Origin of the sequence: Pseudoalteromonas sp. Hal040 (genome assembly GCF_037162425.1) — a bacterium.
GTDB lineage: Bacteria > Pseudomonadota > Gammaproteobacteria > Enterobacterales > Alteromonadaceae > Pseudoalteromonas > Pseudoalteromonas gelatinilytica.
The window spans coordinates 656,579-679,460 of record NZ_JARLUU010000001.1 but is presented as its reverse complement, the minus strand read 5'-3'; the positions used below and the strand labels follow the sequence as shown (position 1 = coordinate 679,460).

Here is a 22,882-nt window from a genome sequence, read left to right as displayed (position 1 = left end):
TTTAATTAGCCCATGTCTACCACAGCCGTTAACACGCCAACGCGTGAATATTGTGGCCGTTTTGCGCCATCACCTTCTGGGCCATTACATTTTGGTTCACTTATAGCGGCTGTGGGTAGTTTCCTTGATGCTAAAGCCAATCAAGGAAAATGGTTAGTACGCATTGAAGATATCGACACAACGCGTGTTGTCAGTGGTGCTAGCGACGATATATTACACACCTTAGAAGCTTACGGCCTGCATTGGGACGAATCCGTCATATACCAAACCCAACGTCATGAACAATATCAAGCTATTGTTAATGAACTAATCTCACAAAACTTAGTTTATGCATGTCACTGCACTCGTAAAGAAATTAAAGCTATCGGGGGAATTTATCAAGGCCATTGCCGAGATAAAAGTCATGGGCTTTCTGACTCAGCACTGCGTTTAACCCAGCAATTTGCGACCAGCCACTATCATGATTTAATTCAAGGTGAGGTGCGTATTGATAGCCAACTTGCCAAAGAAGATTACTTAATAAAGCGTAGCGATGGTTTATTTGCCTACCAACTCGTTGTAGTGGTTGACGATATTGCACAAGGTATAACACATGTTGTGCGCGGCGCTGATTTACTAGAGCCAACCGCACGACAACTTAGTTTATTTAAGCAGCTTAATAAACCTGCGCCCGATTACGCTCATCTACCTTTAGCAGTTGCGAAGCCTGGTTTTAAGCTGTCTAAGCAAAATTACGCCCCCGCAATAGCAAAATCAGATCCTAAGCCCGCTTTGTTCGATGCTTTTCGCTTTTTAGGACTAAAGCCAGAAAGCGCTCTTTTATCGTTAAATATCGAACAAATGTTAGCTTGGGCTGTTGAAACTTACCGCCTTGAACACATCCCAAAGGTGCAAGAAATACAGGTCAGCGAAAATCCAAACTCTCCTTTTTGTGACTTTGTTACTATTGAAAAATAAATTGCCAATTTTAAAGGCCGAGTAACTTAATTTTTCTGCCCTGCTGGTATATGATAGCGACCCAAAGTGTGCGAATCATCAACAGCTTATTTTAGCGCCAAGTAAAATACACTGATTACACGTCAATCTCACATCGGCGAAGTAACAAACAAACGCTATACTTGATGAGTCGCAAAGTCCGCGTCGTAGGAGACAGATTATTATTTCCAAGCTTTTTCAATTTTGTCGGCAGATTATTGGCCCAAATGCCACGACATCGAGTGATGCTTTACCAACGAGCGAGTTACCTTTGGTGATCGAGCGCAGTGAACACGGTATTTCACGCAAACAATTTAGCCCAAATGCAATCAAAGTATTGTACCGCCTAAAAGAAGGTGGTTTTGATGCCTACCTAGTTGGTGGTTGTATTCGAGATATATTGTTAGGCCAACAGCCAAAAGACTTCGACGTTGTAACAAACGCAACGCCTGAGCAAATCAAAAAGCTATTTCGTAACTGTCGCCTAATTGGTCGTCGTTTTCGTTTAGCGCATATTGTATTTGGTCGAGAAATTATTGAAGTAGCGACCATGCGCGGTCATCACGAAGCTGACGAAAGTAAAAATCAAATTAGCCAATCAAGTGAACACGGACAACTCCTGCGCGATAATGTCTACGGCAGTATCGAAGAAGATGCCGAACGCCGCGACTTTTCAATTAACGCACTGTATTACTCAATAAACGATTTTTGTATTTATGACTATGCCAATGGTATTAGCGCAATAAAAGCAAAACAAATTGAATTGATTGGCGACCCAGAAACTCGTTACCGTGAAGACCCTGTGCGTATGTTACGTGCGGTGCGTTTTGCTACCAAACTGGGAATGAGCATTGCGCCTGGCACCGAAAAACCAATTAAAGGCCTTGCTAATTTACTTGACCATATTCCGCCTGCTCGTTTATTTGAAGAATCACTTAAATTGTTCTTAAACGGTAAAGCTGAAGAAAACTACCTAATGCTACGCCAATATGGCTTATTCAAAGCATTATTCCCAGCGCTTGATAAAATCTTAGATGCCAATCCTGATGGCCTAGAGCATGCGTTTATCCTGCAAATGTTTAAAAACACCGATAAGCGTATCAATGCAGATAAAAAAGTCACGCCAGCCTTTATTTTTGCAGCCTTATTATGGTTCCCATTACTCAGTATTGCTAAGAAGTTACAACAACGCGATCAACTTTCAGAGTACGATGCATTTGCACAAGCAATGAATAAAGTGCTTAGTGAAAGTGCACAACATGTCGCGGTTCCAAAACGCTTCACTTTGGGTGCTCGCGATATTTGGCATATTCAGCAGCGTCTTGATAAACGAGGCGGTCAGCGCGCTTACAGGCTCACTCAACAGCCTCGCTTCAAAGCTGCCTATGACTTTTTATTACTGCGTGTACAAGCCGGTGAAGAGCAACATAAAGAACTTGCAGATTGGTGGACAGCTTACTTGAGCCAAGACATCAATGGCCAAAAAGAGATGGTTAAAAATTTAGGGCACCAAGGTGGCCCAAAACGCCGTCGTCGCCCTCGTAAGAAAAAAGTAGACTAAGCATGCAGACTGTTTATTTAGGTTTAGGTGCTAACTTAAATGCACCACGCAAACAGATACATGACGCTGTCGCTGCCCTAAAAGCATTAAAAGGTGTTGAGTTTGTTTGTGTATCTCATGATTACGCAAGCAAACCCATGGGACCGCAGGATCAACCAGATTATGTAAATGCGGTCGCGTGTGTTAAAACCGCACTTGAGCCTGAACAATTGCTTGATTTAACTCAAGCCATTGAACTTGAACATGGCCGTGTTAGAAAAGAAGAACGCTGGGGTCCTCGTACCCTTGATATAGATATTTTATTGTTCGGTAATGACGTGATAGACACCCCTCGCTTAACTGTGCCTCATTATGGCTTAACAGAGCGAGAATTTGTTGTTTATCCATTATTTGAGATAGCACCAACGCTTGTACTACCGAATAATCAATCACTTGCTGATATAACAAAAACGTTGCCTTTAAACGATTTACAACAACTCCCTCAGCAGTAATCAACCAAGGCTAAGCCTTAGAGGAAATTATGTCTAAAATCACCGTTTCAACTCTCAATAAAATGAAACAAGAACAACAAAAAATCACCGCATTAACGGCTTACGACGCCAGCTTTGCTAAATTGTTTCATGATAATGGCGTCGAGGTGATTTTAGTCGGTGACTCACTAGGTATGGTATTACAAGGTGGTGATGACACATTAGCGGTAACCAACAGTGAGATTGCTTATCATACACGCCGCGTACGTGCAGGTAGCCGAGAGCTATTTGTTATTGCTGACTTACCCTTCATGACCTATGCCAACCCAACTGATGCCTGTAAAAATGCAGCAGAGCTGATGCGTGCTGGGGCAAACATGATCAAGCTTGAAGGCGGTGAATGGCTTCACGACAGCATTCGTGCAATGACCCAGCAAGGTATTCCTGTATGTGGCCACCTAGGCTTAACACCTCAGTCAGTGCATGTATTTGGCGGTTTTAAAATTCAAGGCCGTGAGCAATCTCAAGCCGATAAAATGGTCAGTGATGCAAAAGCACTTGAGGCGGCAGGTGCACAGTTACTTGTTTTAGAATGTATTCCAAGTGAGCTTGCTAAACGTATTACTGATGAATTGAATATTCCTACCATTGGTATTGGTGCGGGTAATCAAACCGATGGTCAAATCTTAGTAATGCACGACCTAGTTGGTATTTCTGCAGGCTATATTCCTAAGTTCTCAAAGAACTTTTTATTAGAAACCGGCAATATGCCAGCAGCAGTGCAAAAGTATTGTGAAGATGTAAAAAGTGGTGCTTTCCCAAGTGCCGAACACGAGTTTAAATAAATGCAATCAATCACTGAAATTAAATCGTTACGCAGTCAAATCAAAGCTTGGCGTCAAGCTGGACTGAGCATTGCGCTAGTACCTACTATGGGCAATTTACACCAAGGTCACTTTTCACTTGTTGAAAAAGCCAAGACGCTTGCTGATAAGGTTGTTGTGAGTATCTTTGTAAACCCGATGCAATTCGGTGCTAATGAAGACCTTGATAGTTATCCGCGTACACTAAACGAAGATAAGCAAGGTTTGGCTGAACTTGGTACTGATATCGTGTTTACTCCCTCGGTTGAAACAATTTACCCAAATGGTTTAGGCGAGCAAAGCTTTGTCGATGTACCGGGTGTTTCTATGGGTTACTGTGGAGGCTCGCGTCCTGGTCACTTTAAAGGCGTTGCAACCGTTGTTACTAAGCTATTTAATTTAGTACAACCTGACTTTGCTTGTTTTGGTGAAAAAGATTTTCAGCAGCTGCAAGTTATTAAAACAATGACGCGCGATTTATCTATCCCAGTTGAAATTGTTGGCGTACCTACTTGCCGCGAAATCTCAGGTTTAGCAATGAGTTCTCGTAATGGCTATTTATCTGATGAGCAAAAAGACACCGCAAAAGTGCTGTTTGCCACCCTAAATAATACAGCAACAGCACTTAAGCAAGGCAGCAAAGACATTGCAGCACTTGAGGCTGATGCAAAAGCACAGCTTGAAGATGCAGGCCTTAAGCCTGACTACTACGCAATTGCAGAGCGCTCAACATTAAAGCCTGCAACAACAGCTGACAAACAACTTGTTATTTTAGCTGCTGCTTATTTAGGCTCAGTACGTTTAATTGACAATTTACAAGTTGAGCTGGATTAAATAGCAACAATCTGGGTAAGATGGATTGCAAAGAAAAGACATAAACTAGGGATAAGCATGAAAAAATTACCAGCAATTGCAGCAACATTATTTGCAATGACATTACTGTCTGCCTGCTCAAACAAAATTGAAAATCCAGAAATGCAGCAATGTGCTCAGCAAAACTATCAATGTGAAGCGAGCTGTGAACAGCAAAGCACCGCTGATGGTTTAGTTCATAAAGTCTGTAGCAACAAATGCATTGAAGCTTACAACCAATGTAAAGCCAATGCAGAAAAGTTAGGTGAAGTTAAATAACACGGCTTGCCTTTCTAAGGCACTGAAAACCTGTTCGGTGCCTACACTCCCCTCCTCGATTACAATTTCGCTTGCAAAATTAAGCCTCTGGTAATTTTGTTCATATTTTTGTTTATCCTTTAAGCTATTCATATTAGGGCAAGCTTTCGTTCATTAAACTTCTCCATATTGGTGACGAATAAACAACGACTACCGTGTAATTGTTTCTCACTAATTTCAAAATTTTACTCTTCGCATTTCGCTGTACCAACTCAAAGCCATTGAGATTATTAGTTTTTATTTTGGGTTCAGTAATTGCTAAGAGATATGAATGAATTAATGTGATTTACGGCTAAAGGAAAATTGAATGAGACCAGAAACCCGAACTAAGCTCTTCAGCGCTGTTAAAAAGAAGACCTTCTTGGGCGTATTATTAGCCATGAGTGCAGGTCATAGTTACGCAGTTGAAGATCCAGACCAGCCAAAAGCGACTGAAACAGAACAAACAGCCGTCAAGGTTCAAGCAACCGAAAATGAAAAACAGCAAGTAAAGGAAAATGCTGCTGAGCTTAAGCCTGCAATGATCACTATTCCGCAAGAAAAGTTATTTGAAGTTATCACTGCACGTGCGAAAAAATTAGCCTCTGAGCCGTATGTAGCGCCTAAAGAGTTAGAGCTTGAAGCATTAACTAGCATTGGTTATCAGGACTACCGTGCAATCCGTTTTCGTACTGAGCAAGCAATTTGGAAAGATCAAAGCCTGTATGAAGTGCAGTTATTCCACCCTGGCTTTTTATATCGCTCACCGGTGGCGATTAATACCCTTGAGCAAAATGCTGAAGTAAAAAGTTTACCTTTTAAAACAGATTACTATCGTTACGATGCAACCGCTGCTCCGTTAGAGCAAGAGATCAGCACCGCTATTGCTAATACACAACTTGGACATGCAGGTTTTCGTTTACACTTTCCACTGAACAACAACCAGTACAAAGATGAAGTGGCTGTGTTTCAAGGTGCTTCATATTTTCGTTTAGTTGGCCCGCACCAAGTATATGGTCTTTCAGCGCGTGGTCTTGCGGTTGATACAGCACTCAGTTCAGGTGAAGAATTCCCCGTGTTCAAGGAGTTCTGGTTAGTAAAACCGGCACCCGAAGATACCACTATCGTGCTCTATGCATTATTAGATAGTCCATCAGTGTCGGGAGCCTATCGTTTTGAATTAACACCTTCGACTAACACTGAAGTGAAAACTCAAATGCAAATTTTTGCCCGCAAAGACATTAAAAAGCTCGGCATTGCCCCGCTAACAAGTATGTTCTACCACGGTGAAAATAGTACTAAGTTTTTTGATGATTACCGACCTGAAGTTCATGACTCTGATGGCCTTTTAATGCAATCAGAACAAGGTCAATGGGTTTGGCGCGCACTAAATAACCCAAAGAAGCTAAGTGTCACTTCATTTAGCTACGAGAACCCGAAAGGGTTTGGTCTTGCACAGCGAGACCGTGATTTTAATAACTATCTTGATACTGAGGCCCATTATCACAACCGCCCTAGCATGTGGATTGAGCCAATGGGTAACTGGGGTAAAGGACGCGTTGAGTTAGTTGAGATCCCAACAGATACAGAAACCAACGACAATATTGTTAGCTACTGGGTGCCAGAACAGCCAATGAAAGCCGGTGACAACTTAAGCTTTAGTTACAAGCTTTCAACTTTCAATGCCACGCTCGCAACTCAAGATAAAGCAAGTGTGTTAAGAACCCGAATTGGTAGTGCTGCACTTCCGGGTGAGAAGAATCCGCCACCGAAAAGTCATCGTCAATTTACCGTAGATTTTAGTGGTGAAACCATTAATCAACTATCCGCTAATTTTGCCATGATGGCCGATTTAACCCTGTCTTCAGGTCAAATAAGCGATAAAACGGTACAGCAGTTACCAAACAATCAAGGATGGCGCGTAGCCTTTAAAGTGGCGCCAGAGGGAGATAAGCCAGTTGATATGCGCTTATCGTTAAAACTACGTGATAAAGAAATCAGCGAGGTATGGAGCTATGTCTGGTATCCAAACGACGTCCAATAGTAAAGCATTAGAAGCAACAGCAATGCCTTTTAAGAAAACCCGCGCTTGGCTTTTTTCGAGCCTAGCGCTCACCATTACCGCCTATGGCGTATGGATCATGTTCGATATTTTAAATTCTAACGGCATGACACCGCTTGAGTACGCTTTACTAGCATTATTTACAGTCACCTTCGCGTGGATTGTTACAGCCTTTTGTAGTGGCTGTATGGGCTTTATCCTGCAATTATTTCGTATTGACCCGTTGACCTTAAAACGTCAAAAACCAATCGAGATTGATCAGCATGCCTTAAGCCAAACTAAAACAGCCATTGTTATGCCTATCTATAACGAGGATACCGAGCGTGTCATCGCCGGTTTTGAGGTTAGCCTTCGCTCGCTGGCAAAAACAGGGCAAATGCCACATTACGACTTTTACTTGCTAAGTGATACGCAAGACCCTGAAATTGCTCGTAATGAACTTAAAGCATGGAATGCTCTTACTAAGCGTTTAGGTAATTTAGCAGCGCATACTTTTTATCGTCGCCGCGAAGACAACAAACACCGTAAAGTAGGCAACTTAACCGACTTTTGTGAGCGTTGGGGCAGCCAGTACGATCACATGATTGTGCTTGATGCCGATAGCATCATGACGGGTCAATGTATGCTTGAACTGACTTCTAGCATGATCAGCAATCCAAAATCAGGCTTGATCCAAACGATCCCGATCCCGGTTCGCCAAGACACGTTTTTTGGTCGCTTTTTACAGTTTGCATCGATTTTATATAGCCCAATGTTGGCAACCGGTTCTGCTTTTTGGCAAACAAACCAAGCAAACTACTGGGGTCACAATGCGATTATTCGCGTTGAAGCATTCACAAAATGCTGCGGCCTGCCGGTTTTAAAAGGCAATGCCCCATTTGGTGGCGAAATTCTAAGTCATGACTTTGTTGAGGCTTCACTGCTACACCGTAGTGGTTGGGATGTGTTGCTGCTTAGCGATGTTGAAGGTAGCTACGAAGAAGTGCCAAGTAACATTCTCGATTACGCGATTCGTGATAGACGTTGGGTGCAAGGAAATATCCAGCATTTAGGTTTATTGCCTAAATCAGGCCTGAAGCTAATGAGTAAAATGCACTTTTTATTCGGTGCTACGGCGTATATCTCATCGTTAATTTGGTTATCGATGCTGGCATTAAGTACCTTAGATGCAGTGACTCGGGCACTAAATAGCGACGTGTACTTTAACCATGCTTATCAACTTTTCCCAACCTGGCAAATTGCCAAAACGGATTTAATTGATTCGTTGTTATTCATTACTGCCGTGCTGCTGTTACTGCCTAAATTAATGGGTGTTATTGTGACTTTAGTGCACCGTAATAAAGCCTTTGGTGGCACGATGAAGCTAATTGCAGGTTCACTCATCGAAACGGTTTTTGCCATTGTAATTGCGCCGCTAATGATGGTATTCCATAGCTATTTTGTCGTGTGCGTATTTTTAGGTAAAAAAGTTAGCTGGGATGCACAGCCTCGTGAAGGCAGAATGGTGCCGTGGAAAGAAGCGATTGGTTATACGCTATTTTCGACTATTACTGCGATTATTTGGGGCTCGGTTGCTTACTATTACACACCGACATTCTTTTGGTGGTTATCACCTATTTTAGTGGGCCTTATTTTAGCAGCGCCAATTGTACGCTACTCAAGCAGCATCGGCTTAGGTGTTAAAATGCGTAAAATGGGTTTATTTTTATGCCCAAGTGAAGTTGAAAACGATGATACCTTAGCGGCACTTCGTGTACATCAACAAGAGATTGGTTTGCCTAAAGATGAGCACGCTGACTTTAGTGTGCCAGCATTGCCTAATGAATACCCTACGGTAATGCCAATTCAAAGCTTTAAGGCACCTTCGGGTAAAAAGCGTAAGCAAGTACGCCTTGCCCAGCAACGCATTAAGGCAAAACTATTTGCCAAAAGCTAAACGAAAAAAACCGCTCAATGAGCGGTTTTTTCATCTATGTCTGTATGGTTGTTACAGAAGGCCTAGCTTTTTAAGTTCAGCTGTTGCCATTTTGCCTGAAAGTGGCACATAACCATCTTTCTCAACAATTTTTTGACCGTCTACAGAAAGAACCATTTTTAAGAACTCTGCATCAATTGGTGCAAGAGGCTTGTTAGGGTGCTTGTTCACATAAACGTATAAGAAACGAGATAGTGGGTATTTACCAGTTGCTACGTTTTCTAATGTCGCATCAACAAAGTTATCGCCTTTCTTAGCAAGTGGTACTGTACGTACACCTGATGTTTTATAACCGATACCTGAGTAACCAATCGCATTCACTGAAGAAGAGATTGACTGTACTACAGATGCAGAACCAGGTTGCTCGTTTACGTTGTTACGGAAGTCACCTTTACAAAGTGCTTTCTTCTTGAAGTAACCGTAAGTACCCGATACTGAGTTACGACCGTAAAGTTGGATATCTTTTGCAGCCCAATCACCTTCAAGACCTACTTCGCTCCAACGGTTAACTTCTGCTTCAGCACCACATTTACGTGTAGAAGAGAAAATCGCATCAACTTGGTCAATACGTAAACCTTTGATTGGGTTGTCTTTATGTACGAATACAGCTAGAGCATCGATTGCAACACGTACTTCAGTTGGCTTGTAGCCGTAACGTTTTTCGAAAGCTTCGATTTCTTTTGACTTCATACGACGGCTCATTGGGCCGAAGTTTGCTGTACCTTCAGTTAATGCTGGAGGAGCAGTTGAAGAACCCGCTGCTTGGATTTGGATGTTTACGTTTGGATAGAAGCGTTTGTACTCTTCTGCCCAGAACGTCATCATGTTAGCAAGAGTGTCAGAACCAACAGATGAGAAGTTACCAGAGATACCACTTGTTTTAGTGTACTCAGGCATATCTTTATCAACTGCAGCTGCTTGTGCTGATACAAATGTTGTTACAGCCACACCCATTGCGGCAACGAGATTTTTGAATTTCATAGGGGTTACTCCGATTTGTTCGTCCCATTTCCTAACTGCGGTCTACTCTAATGATACTAGATGACAGTTAGATTACCCTTAAATGACATTTTTATGACTTTGCCGTTTTTTTAATATTATCTGTTATACGCACGACTTTTTCGCTCCCGAATGCGAACGCAAAGGTCGAGCCTTGTCCTAATTTACTGCTGATATCTAAACGACTATCATGCCTTGTAAGTACATGTTTTGTAATCGCTAAACCTAATCCAGACCCACCTGTTGTGCGGCTACGCGCTTTATCAACGCGATAAAAACGTTCCGTTAAACGGTTAATATGTTCAGCAGCAATACCATCACCATTATCGGTCACACTAAACGCGGCTTGGTTATTTTTAAGCTGCCAATCAACTACAATCTTGCCACCGGGCTTGGTGTAATGAATGGCGTTAAACACAAGATTAGAAAAGGCACTTCGCAATTCGTCTTCAGCCCCTTTAATATCTAAACTTGCATCAACATTAAAAATAAGCTCATGACCTTTATCTTGGTTTAATGACTGTGCTTCGGTTTGAATATAGGTAAGTAGCTGCGGCACATTAACCGGCTTATCGTTATCTTGGCGACGCGCCCCTTCAATACGCGATAGCGAGAGTAATTGATTAACCAAACTGTCCATACGCTTACATTGTTCAAGCATGGTTGTTTGCGCTTTTTGCCACATTGCAGGAGGTGGTAAGCTATCTGAATCAAGCATTTCTAAGTAGCCTGTCACCACCGTAAGTGGTGTTCTCAGCTCATGAGAAACATTCGCCACAAAATCTTTGCGCATCTGCTCAAGTTGCTTTAAGCGAGTAACATCACGTACCACCATCATCAACTGCGAACTTGCATAGGGCATCACACGAAACTCTAACGTTTGATCGTAGCTGTGGCCACCATCAAGCTCGAGCGGTTCATCGAAACAGGCTTTATGCATATACTTAGCAAACTTAGGATCGCGAATAAGATTATCTAAGCGCTGTCCATGATCAGTCGGCCATTTTAAGCCTAATACCTTTAACGCCAGTTGGTTACACCAAATGATGCTGAGATCTTTTTGTAACACCACCACCGCATCAGGCACAGCTTCGGCACCATCACGAAAACGGCGAATTAAATCAGCCAGCTCATTGCGTTTTTTACGGTTGCGATGTTGTAAGTGATAGATCCCTTCAAATACTTGCTCCCACGCTCCCTCACCTTCCGGTGGATTAAAACTACGTTGATTTAGGAGCCAATCGCTGAGGCGATATAATTGATGATAATGCCAAATTAGAAGTGCAAAAGAGCCTAAAAATAAAAGCAAAAAAGGCGCACCTACAAGTACGCCAACTAATAACAAGGGTAAGAAATACATAAACAGGCGTTTTGCTAACGCCTGTTTATTCACTACTCGATACATACACTCACTTTACCTTAAGTATGTAAATTAGCTTGTTAAGGTCATTCCAATGACACTTATAATTTACTTGAAAAACGATAGCCAGCACCGCGAACTGTTTGTACTAAACGGTCATGTCCTAATGGTGCAATCGCTTTACGTAGACGACGAATATGTACATCGACTGTACGGTCTTCTACATATACATTTGTTCCCCATACATGATCAAGTAATTGTTCACGGCTGTAAACACGTTCTGGATGAGTCATGAAGAAATGCAGTAATCTAAATTCTGTAGGACCCATATCTAATTCACTCCCTTCTGAGGTTACACGGTGTGAAATAGGGTCAAGGCGTAAACCATGAACTTCAATGGCTTCTTCTAATGAGGTTGGTGAAACACGGCGAATAACCGCTTTAATGCGCGCCATTAATTCTTTAGGAGAAAATGGTTTTGTTACGTAGTCATCAGCACCTACTTCAAGGCCGCGCACTTTATCTTCTTCTTCACCGCGAGCTGTCAGCATGATGATAGGAATTTGACGAGTGTATTCGCTTTGCTTAAATTTCTTAGCAATTTGAATACCGCTACCACCAGGTAACATCCAATCTAATAAAACCATATCTGGGTATGGCTCTACCATAGCTTCAATTGCAGAGTCATAATCTTCTGCTTCAATTGCTTGAAAACCATTTTGCTCTAGAACAAAAACCAGCATCTCTCTGATAGGCGCTTCGTCATCGACGACTAGTACTTTACGTGACATTCCAATTTATCTCTTTCGTTAGCGAACTGGTTTCATTATTATGACTAAGTATGACATTTTTATGAAAGTCTAACGAGTAATTCAAAAAGCGCAAAAAAATCAATGCAAAAATAGCCAGTTTTTACGCTTTAATAGTGAATTTAAGATTAAAAGTCATACCTTAAAGTGACTGCCACGTGATCTTCATCAGTATTATTATCTAGTGAAAATTGCGTATACCACATATACATACGTGCTTGTTTTGACAGGCTTCGTTCAACCCCAACAGAAGTACCACTCCCCGAATCTTTCAACTTACCAAAGCTGCCATCAGTATCTTGGTATTGCGCCAATAACTTATATTTATCGATTTTGTAAGATGCACTCACTAAATAGCCATCTTCTTTGTCAGAACCTGTGACTTTTTCACTTTGTTGATACATACCGCCTACCGTCAAATCGCCTAATTTACCTTGCGCCGTAAATCGCGTTGTATCGTAGCCGGCTACTTTACTGTCGTGGGCAACACTTACAAAGTAGGGTGCATTTTTAAATTTACTATCGCCATACATAAAGGCTGCAGAGATACCGGTTTCTTCATCTTGTTTAGAATTATCTTCAGCGATATAGGTGACCACAAATTGCATATTGCCGACAATAGGCGAGCTATAATGAACCACATCGCCGAGGCGATTTTCACCATTAAACAAAGCTTTAATATCACCATTAAAGTCGTTCATTAAATCAATTTTACCTTGCGATACTTTTAATGCCGTATCATGACGGCCGAGCACCACCTGACCATAACTTCCTTGTAAGCCAACGTATTGATTACGCGCGGTAATATTTTCTTCTGTTTTACCATCGCTATCTTGATCAGCCGCATTTACTGCAAATTCAAACTTATATACGGCTTTTAACCCATCACTTATTTCACCGCTACCTTTAATACCCATACGTGAGTTGTAGCTTTCAACAGACGTTTTACTGCCCTCCCCGGTGTCGCTATTGGCAATCCCTAAATGGGCCCGACCATACACATCTACGGCTTCGGCAACACTATGAAAAGAAATAAAGCACATTGCAAAGCTCGACAACATCATGGCAGGTTTGTTCATGGTAGCGATCCTTAATTTAAGCAGTAACTTAAAAATCGAACATAAAGGGCTTTTGGTCAAGGCAAGGTGGCTATATTTCACACAAAAATCACGGATCACTGATCTACTAACCAAATCAGATCAGGATCAGGTTTTTACTAAGTTGATCAGCCCGAGATCAGTATTTTACTTAGAGAATAAGATAACTTGTTGATTTAATGTTAAGGGGATCAGTATTTAGTTTAAAAGCTGAGCAAAGAAAAGCCGATGATCAGTGCGTAACTAGTAAAATAATGATCCGTGAAAGCGAAGGTTAGTAAAACACTGATCCTCACGAACATGAGTAAGTAAATCGCTGATCCGCCTTGATCGAATCATAAAAAAACCGGCATGTAAGCCGGCTTTTTCAATTTTTTATCAATTACTTGATTTGTGGATCAAGTTCACCTGATAAATATTTAAGGTGCATATCATCTAAAGAGATAGGCTTGATCTTAGCTGCTTGACCCGCAGTACCAAAGGCTTCGTAACGAGCAACACAGATCTCAGTCATTGCTTTCGTTGCTTCTGCTAAGTATTTACGTGGATCGAAGTTAGCTGGGTTTAAAGCTAAGTGACGACGAATTGCACCTGTTGATGCTAAACGAAGATCGGTATCGATATTTACTTTACGAACACCGTACTTAATACCTTCGATGATCTGCTCTACTGGTACACCATACGTTTCAGGGATTTCACCACCGTATTGGTTGATCACTTCTAACCACTCTTGTGGCACAGAAGAGGAACCATGCATTACCAAGTGCGTGTTAGGAATGCGCGCGTGGATCTCTTTGATGCGATCAATCGCTAAGATATCGTCTGTAGGCGGACGAGTGAACTTGTATGCACCATGTGATGTACCACAAGCAATAGCCAGTGCATCAACTTTAGTTTTACGAACGAAATCAGCTGCTTCTTCAGGATCTGTTAGCATTTGATCAGTAGACAATTTACCTTCTGCACCTACGCCGTCTTCTTCACCTGCTTCACCTGTTTCAAGTGAACCTAAAACACCTAGCTCGCCTTCAACAGACACACCACAAGCATGTGCCATTTCAACTGTTTGACGAGTTACATCAACATTGTATTCGTAGCTTGAAGGGGTTTTACCATCTGACATCAATGAGCCATCCATCATTACTGATGAAAAGCCTAACTGGATTGAACGCTGACATACACCTGGTGAAGTACCGTGGTCTTGATGCATTACAACTGGAATATGAGGCCATTCTTCAACGGCTGCTAAAATCATATGACGAATAAAAGGGGCGCCAGCATAGGCACGTGCGCCTGCTGAACCTTGTACAATTACTGGGCTGTTTGTTTTGTCAGCCGCTTCCATAATTGCGCGCATTTGCTCTTGGTTATTAACGTTAAACGCAGGTACGCCGTAACCATTTTCAGCTGCATGATCAAGAAGTTGTCGCATACTGATTAAAGCCATTTGGTATTCTCCAAATTGTATCGACAGTAGTTCCCTACTATCTAGTTTGAACGGATAAGTTATTTTTTGATGCATCACTGCATCACGAAAAGCTCGCGCCTACCGTAAAAGCTGTAAATAAAACGAGGGTGAGAGGTATTTTATTAACAGCTAAACCAGCGTAATTACTTAATAACTACGCTGGCATTCGCACTAATTACTTAGCGCGCTCTTCAAGCATAGCAACTGCTGGTAATTTTTTCCCTTCTAAAAATTCAAGGAAAGCACCACCACCGGTTGAAATGTAAGAAACTTTATCGGCAATGCCGTATTTATCAATCGCTGCAAGCGTATCACCGCCACCAGCAATCGAGAATGCATTTGAGTTGGCAATCGCATCAGCAATAGCACGTGTGCCGTTGCCAAATTGGTCAAATTCAAATACACCTACTGGACCATTCCATACAACGGTGCCCGCATTAGCAATGATTTTTGCTAATTGGTTTGCTGTATCAGGACCAATATCGAAGATCATGTCTTCGTCTGTTACTTCACTCACATCTTTTAGTGTTGCCACTGCAGACTCAGAGAACTCATTACCTACAACAACATCAGTTGGTACCGGGATTTCACCGTTATTAGCTTTTGCTGCAGCACTTAATTTGTTTGCTTCATCAATTAAATCAGCTTCAAATAAAGATTTACCTACAGGGTGACCTGCTGCTGCGATAAAGGTATTCGCAATACCACCACCTGTTACAAGTTGGTCAACCACTTTAGAAAGTGAATCAAGTACAGTTAACTTAGTTGATACTTTAGAGCCACCAACGATAGCAACTAATGGACGAGCTGGGTTATCAAGCGCTTTACCTAGTGCGTCTAGCTCTGCTGCAAGTAATGGACCTGCACATGCAACATCAGCAAATAAACCCACACCATGAGTCGATGCTTGTGCACGGTGAGCCGTACCAAATGCGTCCATTACGTAAACATCACATAATGCAGCAAGTTTTTTAGACAGTGCTTCGTCGTTTTTCTTTTCGCCAGCGTTAAAACGTACGTTTTCGAAAACAACCACTTCGTTATCAGCAACGTCTACGCCTTCTAGGTAGTCTTTTTCAAGACGAACTGTTTGCTCAAGGGCATCATTTAAATAATTAACCACAGGGGCAAGTGAAAACGCTTCATCATATTCCCCTTCCGTAGGGCGGCCAAGGTGTGACATCACCATTACTTTAGCGCCTTTTTCTAACGCTAATTTAATAGTTGGTAATGCTGCACGAATACGCGCATCAGAGGTCACTTTACCTTCTTTTACAGGCACATTTAAATCTTCACGAATTAACACGCGTTTGCCGTTTAAATCTAAATCTGCCATTTTAATGACCGACATGGACTTCTCCTTAGTTAACGATACTAATATTATATTTATAAATTATTGGCTTACAGCCATCATCGCACGCGCAGTGTCGAGCATACGATTCGCAAAGCCCCACTCATTATCGCACCACACTAACAACTTTATCAGTCGTTTATGACTAACACGTGTCTGAGTGCCATCTATGATACAAGAATGTGGGTCATGATTAAAATCTACCGATACCAATGGCTCTTCTGTGTAGCTTAAAATACCGTCAAGACGGTCTTTTGCTGCTAACTTAAGTGCCTGATTGACAGTCGCTAAATTCACATCGGTATTCACTGTTACGCTTAAATCCATCGCCGTCACATTGATAGTTGGTACCCTAACTGCAATGGCTTCAAAGCGACTATGAAACTTAGGCAAAATACGCTCAATACCACGAGCAAGCTTTGTATCTACCGGAATAATAGACTGGCTTGCGGCGCGGGTACGACGTAAATCATGATGATATGCATCGATGACTTGCTGATCATGCATCGAGGCATGAATCGTCGTAATGGCCCCAGATTCAATCGAAAATGCGTCATCTAACACTTTAATCACTGGCACAATACAGTTTGTGGTACATGAACCATTTGAAACAATCGTATGTTCAGCTTTTAATTCATCATCGTTAATACCATACACAATTGTGGCATCAACATCTGCATCTGCAGGCTGCGAAAACAATACTTTTTTTGCACCAGCGTTTAAGTGTAGCTCAGCATGTTCACGTGAGTGATACACCCCAGTACATTCAAGAACCACATCAACATCAAGTGTTTGCCAAGGCAGTTCTGCTGGGTTTTCTTCTGCAAACAAAGCAATAGAGTCATTAGCAACCGTTAAAGTATCTTCGCCAAGATTAACTGGAAATGAAAAGCGGCCGTGAGATGTATCGTATTTAAGGAGATGGGCAATGCCCTTAGGGTCGGCTAATTCGTTAATAGCGACAATTTTGATTTGATCTTCAAGCCCTGATTCATACAGAGCACGGACGATGTTGCGCCCGATTCGACCAAAACCATTAATTGCAAGTTTGATTGCCATGAAGAAGAAAATCCACTCTATTTGCTTGCAGATAAAGGCAGCTGCCTTTTAGATGGCGGTATTGTAATCGACCTGAAGAGTTTTTATAAGAGGTCAGCAAAAATAAAAGTTGCTTAGTATGTTTTAGATGGCGCAGTTTTGGTAATCGACCTTACACATTATTATAAGAGGTCAGGTGAAATAAAAGTTGCTTAGCATGTTTTAGATGGCTCAATTTTGGTAATCGACCTTACACATTTTTATAAGAGGGCAGGTAAATAAAACTACTTTAACAACTCTAGATGACTCAATTTTGATAATCTACCTTTGAAGTTTTTATAAGAGGGCAAGGTAAATAAAACTGCTCTAGCAACTTCTGTCTCTCTTTATTCCTTTATAGCCAGCGACGAACAGATTTTTTGTATTGTTGGTATGCTAACCCAAACTTCTCTGCCATAAACGTTTCTTCTGGCATTATTTGGAATCGATTCATGTAAAGAATAAATACCGGCAACATAATAAAACTCGCAATGTTACCAAGATAAATTCCCCAACCAACTAGCATTAGTAACATACCAACATACATTGGGTTACGGCTAATTTGATAAACACCACTTGTAACAAGACTCGCTGACTTTTCTGGAATTCGAGGGTCAACAGTCGTGCCTTGCTTACGAAATTGATAAACCCCTAATAAAGCAAACATCACACCTGAAAATGCTATGAGTAGTGCTACAAAAGATGATGCAAAAAACGAGAAGCTAAAACTCATAAACAAGTAAGCTGTGCCCCACATCATCAACGCAATGATCAACAGCAGCACAACTGGGGGCACTTTTAATTCTAACTGATTCACACCAGCTCCCCTACTTTCAATGCCTTACCTCGACTAATTTGATGACACTGTGCTAAGAATAACTCGGCCGTTGCCATCGCATCAGTAAGGGCATGGTGCGAGCTGTAATGCGGTAAGTTGTAGCGCTTACGGCATTCGCTAAGTGTTAAATCATCGTGCCCAATTTCGTGGCCTTGCTGGTGCAGGCGTTTTTTTCAATAACAAAGGTATCAAGAATTAAACGCGCTTTTGCATCTAAACCAAGCGTTCTGCAGGCCTGTTTTAAAAACCCCCAATCAAGTGCCGCGTTATGAAACACTAAAATGCACTCACCAAAATGCTGATGCAGCTTGCCAAGAATGGTTTCGAGGCTTTCACCTGTATCTATGTCTTGTTTTGCAATACCATGATAAATCGGACTTTGCTCTAAGCTTTGCACGTCTTTATTTATTAAGTGCTGCGCACCGCTGAGTTTAATGCATTGATCTTCTATCATCACCCACGCCACCGAGACAATTTCGTGCTGGCGAGGATCTAGGCCCGTTAATTCCATGTCTATCACTACGTAGCGCTCTTTATAGGCATCGGATGCCAAGAGTTGCTTGCGCGCTAAATACCGACTTAACCAGCGTTTAACCATACCCTCTCCTATAAACTACCGCGAGCAAACTTAAATGCGGCGGCTTGTTGCGCCTGCTTAACCAAATAAAATGCTTCTTTTAATTGATGTCGCTCCAATGAATTCAAGGCATTAGGGTTAATACAGTTGCTAGGCAATCCCTCTTCGTTAATTTGCGTGCCTAAACGCAGTTGAGTTAAAAAGCGCCAACAGTCTTTTAAGTTATATAGGTCATCTTTATTGAGTAGCGAAAACTTCATTAACGCGTCAATGCGCTCTTGCGTATTAGCGCGCTGAATACCCGCTTTGAGAGAATATAAACGCACGATGTCGTTGATGATCACCACACCACGTTTTTTTAAATCAAGGTACTTATGCTGCTTTTCGTCTTTTTCTAATTTGAACTGATTGAACAAACCAATGGGTACAGGGGTATTTTTAATGTCGCTCGCCATAGCCGCATAGAATAAGTCATTTTTAGAAATGCGTTTTAGCTGCTCACAAAAGCGCGCATATAAGGTAGTGGAACCTTCAATAAAACGTAAATCAAAAAATATCTTACAATTGAGCATCGCCTCTGGTGTCGGTGAAGTGATCCACTTATGAAACTTTTCTGTCCAATCGTTTATGCCCATTCGACACGCTGTATTGCTCGCCATAATATTGCCAGGGCAACGTTTTATACCGCACTCAATTAAATGCTCACAGACATACTCGCCCATGCGCTTATAGTAATCATGTTGTTCGTCTGTTAGATCATCAGGTAGCAACAGGCCATTATCTTGGTCTGAATGCAGTGTTTGCTCTTCTCGTGCTTGTGAACCAAAACAAATAAAGCTAAAACTGGTTGGTGCCGCGCCATTATCTTCTTGAAATAAACGGATCAAACGCGAAGTCAGTGCATCGGTTAAGCCACTTAATAATTTACCAATCAAGGAGATGTCATCAATATTGTTCGAAAAGCCTTTTAATAAACCGGGTATCTCTTGCGAATAACGCTTTAAATCAACCACGCTGTGCGCTTTGTAAATTCGTCCAATCAATTGTACTGGGTCGCTTTTTTGCTGACGCAGCAAATCAGTACTGGTGAGCATACCTAGGGGTTTGTGATGTTCATCAAGCACAGGTAAATGGTGAATATTGTGCTTAAGCATTAAGTGTAGCGCCGAAAACACGCGGTTATTTTCAAAAATAAACTTGGGCTTACACGTCATGATGCTACTTACTGACTCTTGAGGGTCAACCTCATCGGCCAATACGCGGTTGCGTAAGTCTCTGTCAGTGACAACCCCAACGAGGCGATCATGTTCCGTTAACATAATCGACGAAACACCCTGCTGTTTCATTTTTTTAGCGGTTTGACGAATACTTGCATCTGGTGCCAAGGTGACGGCTTTGCGATTCATCAATTCGCAAATTTTTTCTCCGACCAACTGTCGTTTTGACTTTTATAATGAGACGACAATAAACGGTTTTTATGGGCGCGAACAAAGTACTGCTCAAACACTTTATACTCACGGCGTAAGTAATCAAATGCCGCTTGGTTTAGCATGTAAACAATGCCTTCCTTTTGCACTGAAATGCTATTTTGAATTGCTTCGCCGGTTAACAGTGAAGGAAAACCAAAGTAATCGCCACTTGATAACTTAGTGATCACATCGCCTTTTGGGTCGACCAAATCATAATCGCCAGAGCGAATTAAAAATAATCTTAGATTATCTGAACTTAACCACTGATTTTGATTCTCACGGGTCAGATAAATAATATCGAGATGGTTTACAAAATACTCACTAGCAGCACCTTCGAGCTGATTAAATGGCGTTTGTTGCATCACAAATTGGGCGACTTCCTGTTGCTCGGTATTCATGGTCATTCTCGCTATAAAATAGAGACAATATCTACACTACCCCTGTTTGAAATAAATAAAAAGCCCGACTTAAGTCGGGCTTTTGAACTTCAAGAGTGTGTTCTCATTAAATGGTTTTATTAGTGCGCGTGCGCTGCGCTCGAACCTTTAGGGTTACGGATACCTTCAACCATTTCTTGGATTTCAACTGGTGTTTCAGCCGTTAGTTTAAGTACGATACCTGCAACTACAAAGTTAACAATCATACCAACTAGACCGATACCCTCAGGTGAGATACCAAATAACCAGTGTGCCGGTGCATTTAATTCAGGGCTTACGAACTTGAAGTAGATAATATAAGCCGCTGTGAATGTAATACCTGTCACCATACCCGCAATCGCACCTTCCTTATTCATCTTCTTAGAGAAGATACCCATAATGATGGCTGGGAAGAAGCTCGCCGCTGCTAAGCCGAAGGCAAAGGCAACAACCGAGGCCACGAACCCTGGCGGGTTAATACCAAAGTAAGCTGAAATCACAATCGCTATCATCGCTGCTAAGCGCGCAGCAAGTAGCTCTTGTTTATCGCTAATATCTGGTTTTAATGTACGTTTTAATAAATCGTGCGATACCGAGGTTGAGATTACCAATAGTAAGCCTGCTGTAGTTGATAGCGCTGCTGCGATACCACCTGCTGCAACCAATGCTACAACCCATGCTGGTAAGTCTGCAATCTCAGGGTTAGCAAGTACCATGATGTCGCGGTCAACTTTAACTTCGTTTGCGCTGTTTGGATCATCAATCTTACCTGCTGAGTAGAACATTTTGCCGTCACCATTTTTATCGTTAAAGGTGATTAGGCCTGTTCTTTCCCAGTTTTTAACCCATGCTGGTGCTTCAGCGTACTCTGTACCGCTACCGTCTTTACCGTTAATTGTATCAATCATGTTTACACGAGCGAATGACGCTACAGCAGGTGCTGTTGTATAAACGATTGCAATGAAAACAAGTGTCCATGCAGCTGAGATACGCGTGTCTTTAACACGAGGAACAGTGAAGAAACGAACGATTACGTGTGGTAAACCTGCAGTACCAACCATTAGCGCGCCGGTGATTGCGAATACATCAATCATGCTCTTCGAGCCTTCGGTGTATTGCGCAAAGCCAAGCTCGGTACTGAGTCCATCTAGTTTATCGAGTACAAACTGTCCTGAGCCATCGCTAAGCGTTGCACCAAAACCTGTTTGTGGGAAGAAGTGACCTGTCATCATCATTGAAATGAAGATTGCTGGAACAAGGTAAGCAAATACGAGTACACAGTACTGAGCTACTTGCGTATATGTAATCCCCTTCATACCGCCTAATACAGCGTAGAAGAATACAATCACCATACCAATGTAAACACCGGTCTCAATATCTACTTCTAAGAAGCGAGAGAAAACCACGCCTACACCACGCATTTGACCTGCGATGTATGTGAAACAGATAAAGATGGCACATAAAATTGCAACAACACGTGCAGCTTGTGAGTAATAACGGTCACCAATGAAATCGGGTACCGTGAACTTACCAAACTTACGTAGGTAAGGAGCTAAACAAAGTGCAAGTAGTACATAACCACCTGTCCAACCCATTAGATATACACCACCGTCATAACCCGCAAACGAGATAATACCCGCCATTGAGATAAACGATGCCGCACTCATCCAGTCAGCAGCGGTTGCCATACCATTTGCTAGCGGCGGTACACCGCCCCCTGCAACATAGAATTCATTAGTTGACCCAGCACGAGCCCAGATTGCGATGCCGATATAAAGCGCGAAGCTTAAACCGACGATAATAAACGTGAGTGTTTGAACATCCATTGCTTAGCTCCTATTCGTCTACGCCATATTTTTTATCTAACGTATTCATTTTGAAAACGTAAACAAAAATCAAAGCAACAAAGGTGTAAATAGCGCCTTGCTGGGAGAACCAGAAGCCGAGTTTAAACCCAAAGAAACGTATCTCGTTAAGTACGTCTACTAGTAAAATGCCGAAGCCAAATGACACGACAAACCAAATTGCTAATAATTTAAATAGCAGTGCGAGGTTTTCCGCCCAATAAGCTTTTGCTTGTTCTTCATCTTTAAAAGCCATTTTTTATCCCCTTATGCATTACAAAAAAGTAATGAGTGGTATTAGTTGTCATTAACTAAGTTAGCAAGGGTTCTGATTTATGGAATTGAGACCATAGTCGTAACAGCTTGTTTACGTTTACGTAAACTGTAAAGCACCATTTGTTAATGGATGGTAAAAAACAATAATTAACAACAACTTAACCTATAAAGATAAATTTGCGAAATAGCGAAAATAGTAAAAACGAATGTTCTGCGACATTAGTCTAATAACAGCGCATAAAACAG

18 protein-coding genes and 2 pseudogenes are annotated in these 22,882 nt (G+C 41.8%); 8 read left to right on the top strand and 12 right to left on the bottom strand.

Annotated elements, in window-relative coordinates; translation table 11 throughout:
- The first annotated feature begins 12 nt into the window (after nt 1–12).
- From gluQRS to mdoH, 8 genes are all read left to right on the top strand, one after another.
- Nucleotides 13–957 (top strand): tRNA glutamyl-Q(34) synthetase GluQRS, encoded by a 945-nt coding sequence (gluQRS, locus tag P4S60_RS03085; RefSeq protein ID WP_337114960.1) that lies wholly within the window; start codon nt 13–15, stop codon nt 955–957.
- 292 nt (nt 958–1,249) lie between these two features.
- Nucleotides 1,250–2,536, top strand: coding sequence for a polynucleotide adenylyltransferase PcnB (pcnB, locus tag P4S60_RS03080; RefSeq protein WP_229677565.1), 1,287 nt, complete (start codon nt 1,250–1,252; stop codon nt 2,534–2,536).
- A gap of 2 nt (nt 2,537–2,538) precedes the next feature.
- Nucleotides 2,539–3,027, top strand: a complete 489-nt coding sequence (gene folK / locus P4S60_RS03075) for a 2-amino-4-hydroxy-6-hydroxymethyldihydropteridine diphosphokinase (RefSeq protein WP_337114959.1) — start codon at nt 2,539–2,541, stop codon at nt 3,025–3,027.
- Nucleotides 3,028–3,056: 29 nt separating this feature from the next.
- Entirely contained in the window at nt 3,057–3,851 is a 795-nt protein-coding gene (gene panB, locus P4S60_RS03070) for a 3-methyl-2-oxobutanoate hydroxymethyltransferase (RefSeq protein ID WP_337114958.1), read from the top strand.
- Nucleotides 3,852–4,703 (top strand): pantoate--beta-alanine ligase, encoded by an 852-nt coding sequence (gene panC, locus P4S60_RS03065; RefSeq protein ID WP_138625489.1) that lies wholly within the window; start codon nt 3,852–3,854, stop codon nt 4,701–4,703. It abuts the gene before it with no gap.
- Nucleotides 4,704–4,799: 96 nt separating this feature from the next.
- Nucleotides 4,800–5,000, top strand: a complete 201-nt coding sequence (locus P4S60_RS03060) for a hypothetical protein (RefSeq protein WP_370625252.1) — start codon at nt 4,800–4,802, stop codon at nt 4,998–5,000.
- A gap of 346 nt (nt 5,001–5,346) precedes the next feature.
- Complete coding sequence (locus P4S60_RS03055; RefSeq protein WP_337114957.1) at nt 5,347–7,062, top strand: glucan biosynthesis protein; 1,716 nt, start codon at nt 5,347–5,349, stop codon at nt 7,060–7,062.
- Nucleotides 7,034–9,016, top strand: coding sequence for a glucans biosynthesis glucosyltransferase MdoH (gene mdoH / locus P4S60_RS03050; protein WP_337114956.1), 1,983 nt, complete (start codon nt 7,034–7,036; stop codon nt 9,014–9,016). The genes P4S60_RS03055 and mdoH overlap by 29 nt, the downstream gene beginning before the upstream one ends.
- Nucleotides 9,017–9,067: 51 nt before the next feature.
- Here the strand turns inward: mdoH and P4S60_RS03045 are convergent, their stop codons facing one another.
- The 12 genes and pseudogenes from P4S60_RS03045 to P4S60_RS02990 all read right to left on the bottom strand — a co-directional run bounded on the left by P4S60_RS03045 (nt 9,068) and on the right by P4S60_RS02990 (nt 22,616).
- Nucleotides 9,068–10,036: a PstS family phosphate ABC transporter substrate-binding protein gene (locus tag P4S60_RS03045; protein WP_063703264.1), complete on the bottom strand. Its 969-nt coding sequence runs from the start codon at nt 10,034–10,036 to the stop codon at nt 9,068–9,070.
- Between the two features lie 91 nt (nt 10,037–10,127).
- Nucleotides 10,128–11,459 carry a phosphate regulon sensor histidine kinase PhoR gene (gene phoR / locus P4S60_RS03040; RefSeq protein WP_063703263.1) on the bottom strand — a complete coding sequence of 444 codons (1,332 nt, stop codon included), beginning with the start codon at nt 11,457–11,459 and terminating at the stop codon, nt 10,128–10,130.
- A gap of 56 nt (nt 11,460–11,515) precedes the next feature.
- Nucleotides 11,516–12,205 (bottom strand): phosphate regulon transcriptional regulator PhoB, encoded by a 690-nt coding sequence (gene phoB / locus P4S60_RS03035; RefSeq protein WP_036970740.1) that lies wholly within the window; start codon nt 12,203–12,205, stop codon nt 11,516–11,518.
- Nucleotides 12,206–12,351: 146 nt separating this feature from the next.
- Complete coding sequence (locus tag P4S60_RS03030) at nt 12,352–13,302, bottom strand: porin (RefSeq protein ID WP_337114955.1); 951 nt, start codon at nt 13,300–13,302, stop codon at nt 12,352–12,354.
- 400 nt (nt 13,303–13,702) lie between these two features.
- Nucleotides 13,703–14,767: a class II fructose-bisphosphate aldolase gene (gene fba / locus P4S60_RS03025; RefSeq protein WP_063703260.1), complete on the bottom strand. Its 1,065-nt coding sequence runs from the start codon at nt 14,765–14,767 to the stop codon at nt 13,703–13,705.
- 196 nt (nt 14,768–14,963) lie between these two features.
- A complete protein-coding gene (locus P4S60_RS03020; protein ID WP_337114954.1) occupies nt 14,964–16,139 on the bottom strand; it encodes a phosphoglycerate kinase in 1,176 nt (391 codons plus the stop codon).
- Between the two features lie 42 nt (nt 16,140–16,181).
- Entirely contained in the window at nt 16,182–17,198 is a 1,017-nt protein-coding gene (gene epd, locus P4S60_RS03015) for an erythrose-4-phosphate dehydrogenase (RefSeq protein WP_063703258.1), read from the bottom strand.
- Nucleotides 17,199–17,571: 373 nt separating this feature from the next.
- On the bottom strand, nt 17,572–18,033 hold the full coding sequence (locus P4S60_RS03010) for a methyltransferase family protein (protein ID WP_337114953.1): 462 nt from the start codon (nt 18,031–18,033) through the stop codon (nt 17,572–17,574).
- Nucleotides 18,030–18,652: pseudogene (locus P4S60_RS03005) on the bottom strand (3'-5' exonuclease). The gene P4S60_RS03010 and the pseudogene P4S60_RS03005 overlap by 4 nt, the downstream one beginning before the upstream one ends.
- 8 nt (nt 18,653–18,660) lie before the next feature.
- Nucleotides 18,661–20,498, bottom strand: a pseudogene (locus tag P4S60_RS03000) (DUF294 nucleotidyltransferase-like domain-containing protein).
- Between the two features lie 119 nt (nt 20,499–20,617).
- The gene (locus P4S60_RS02995) at nt 20,618–22,342 is read right to left on the bottom strand and encodes a sodium:solute symporter family protein (RefSeq protein ID WP_063703256.1); all 1,725 of its coding nucleotides are present in this window, start codon (nt 22,340–22,342) and stop codon (nt 20,618–20,620) included.
- A gap of 10 nt (nt 22,343–22,352) precedes the next feature.
- Nucleotides 22,353–22,616: a DUF4212 domain-containing protein gene (locus P4S60_RS02990; RefSeq protein WP_054551160.1), complete on the bottom strand. Its 264-nt coding sequence runs from the start codon at nt 22,614–22,616 to the stop codon at nt 22,353–22,355.
- Nucleotides 22,617–22,882 lie beyond the last annotated feature (266 nt).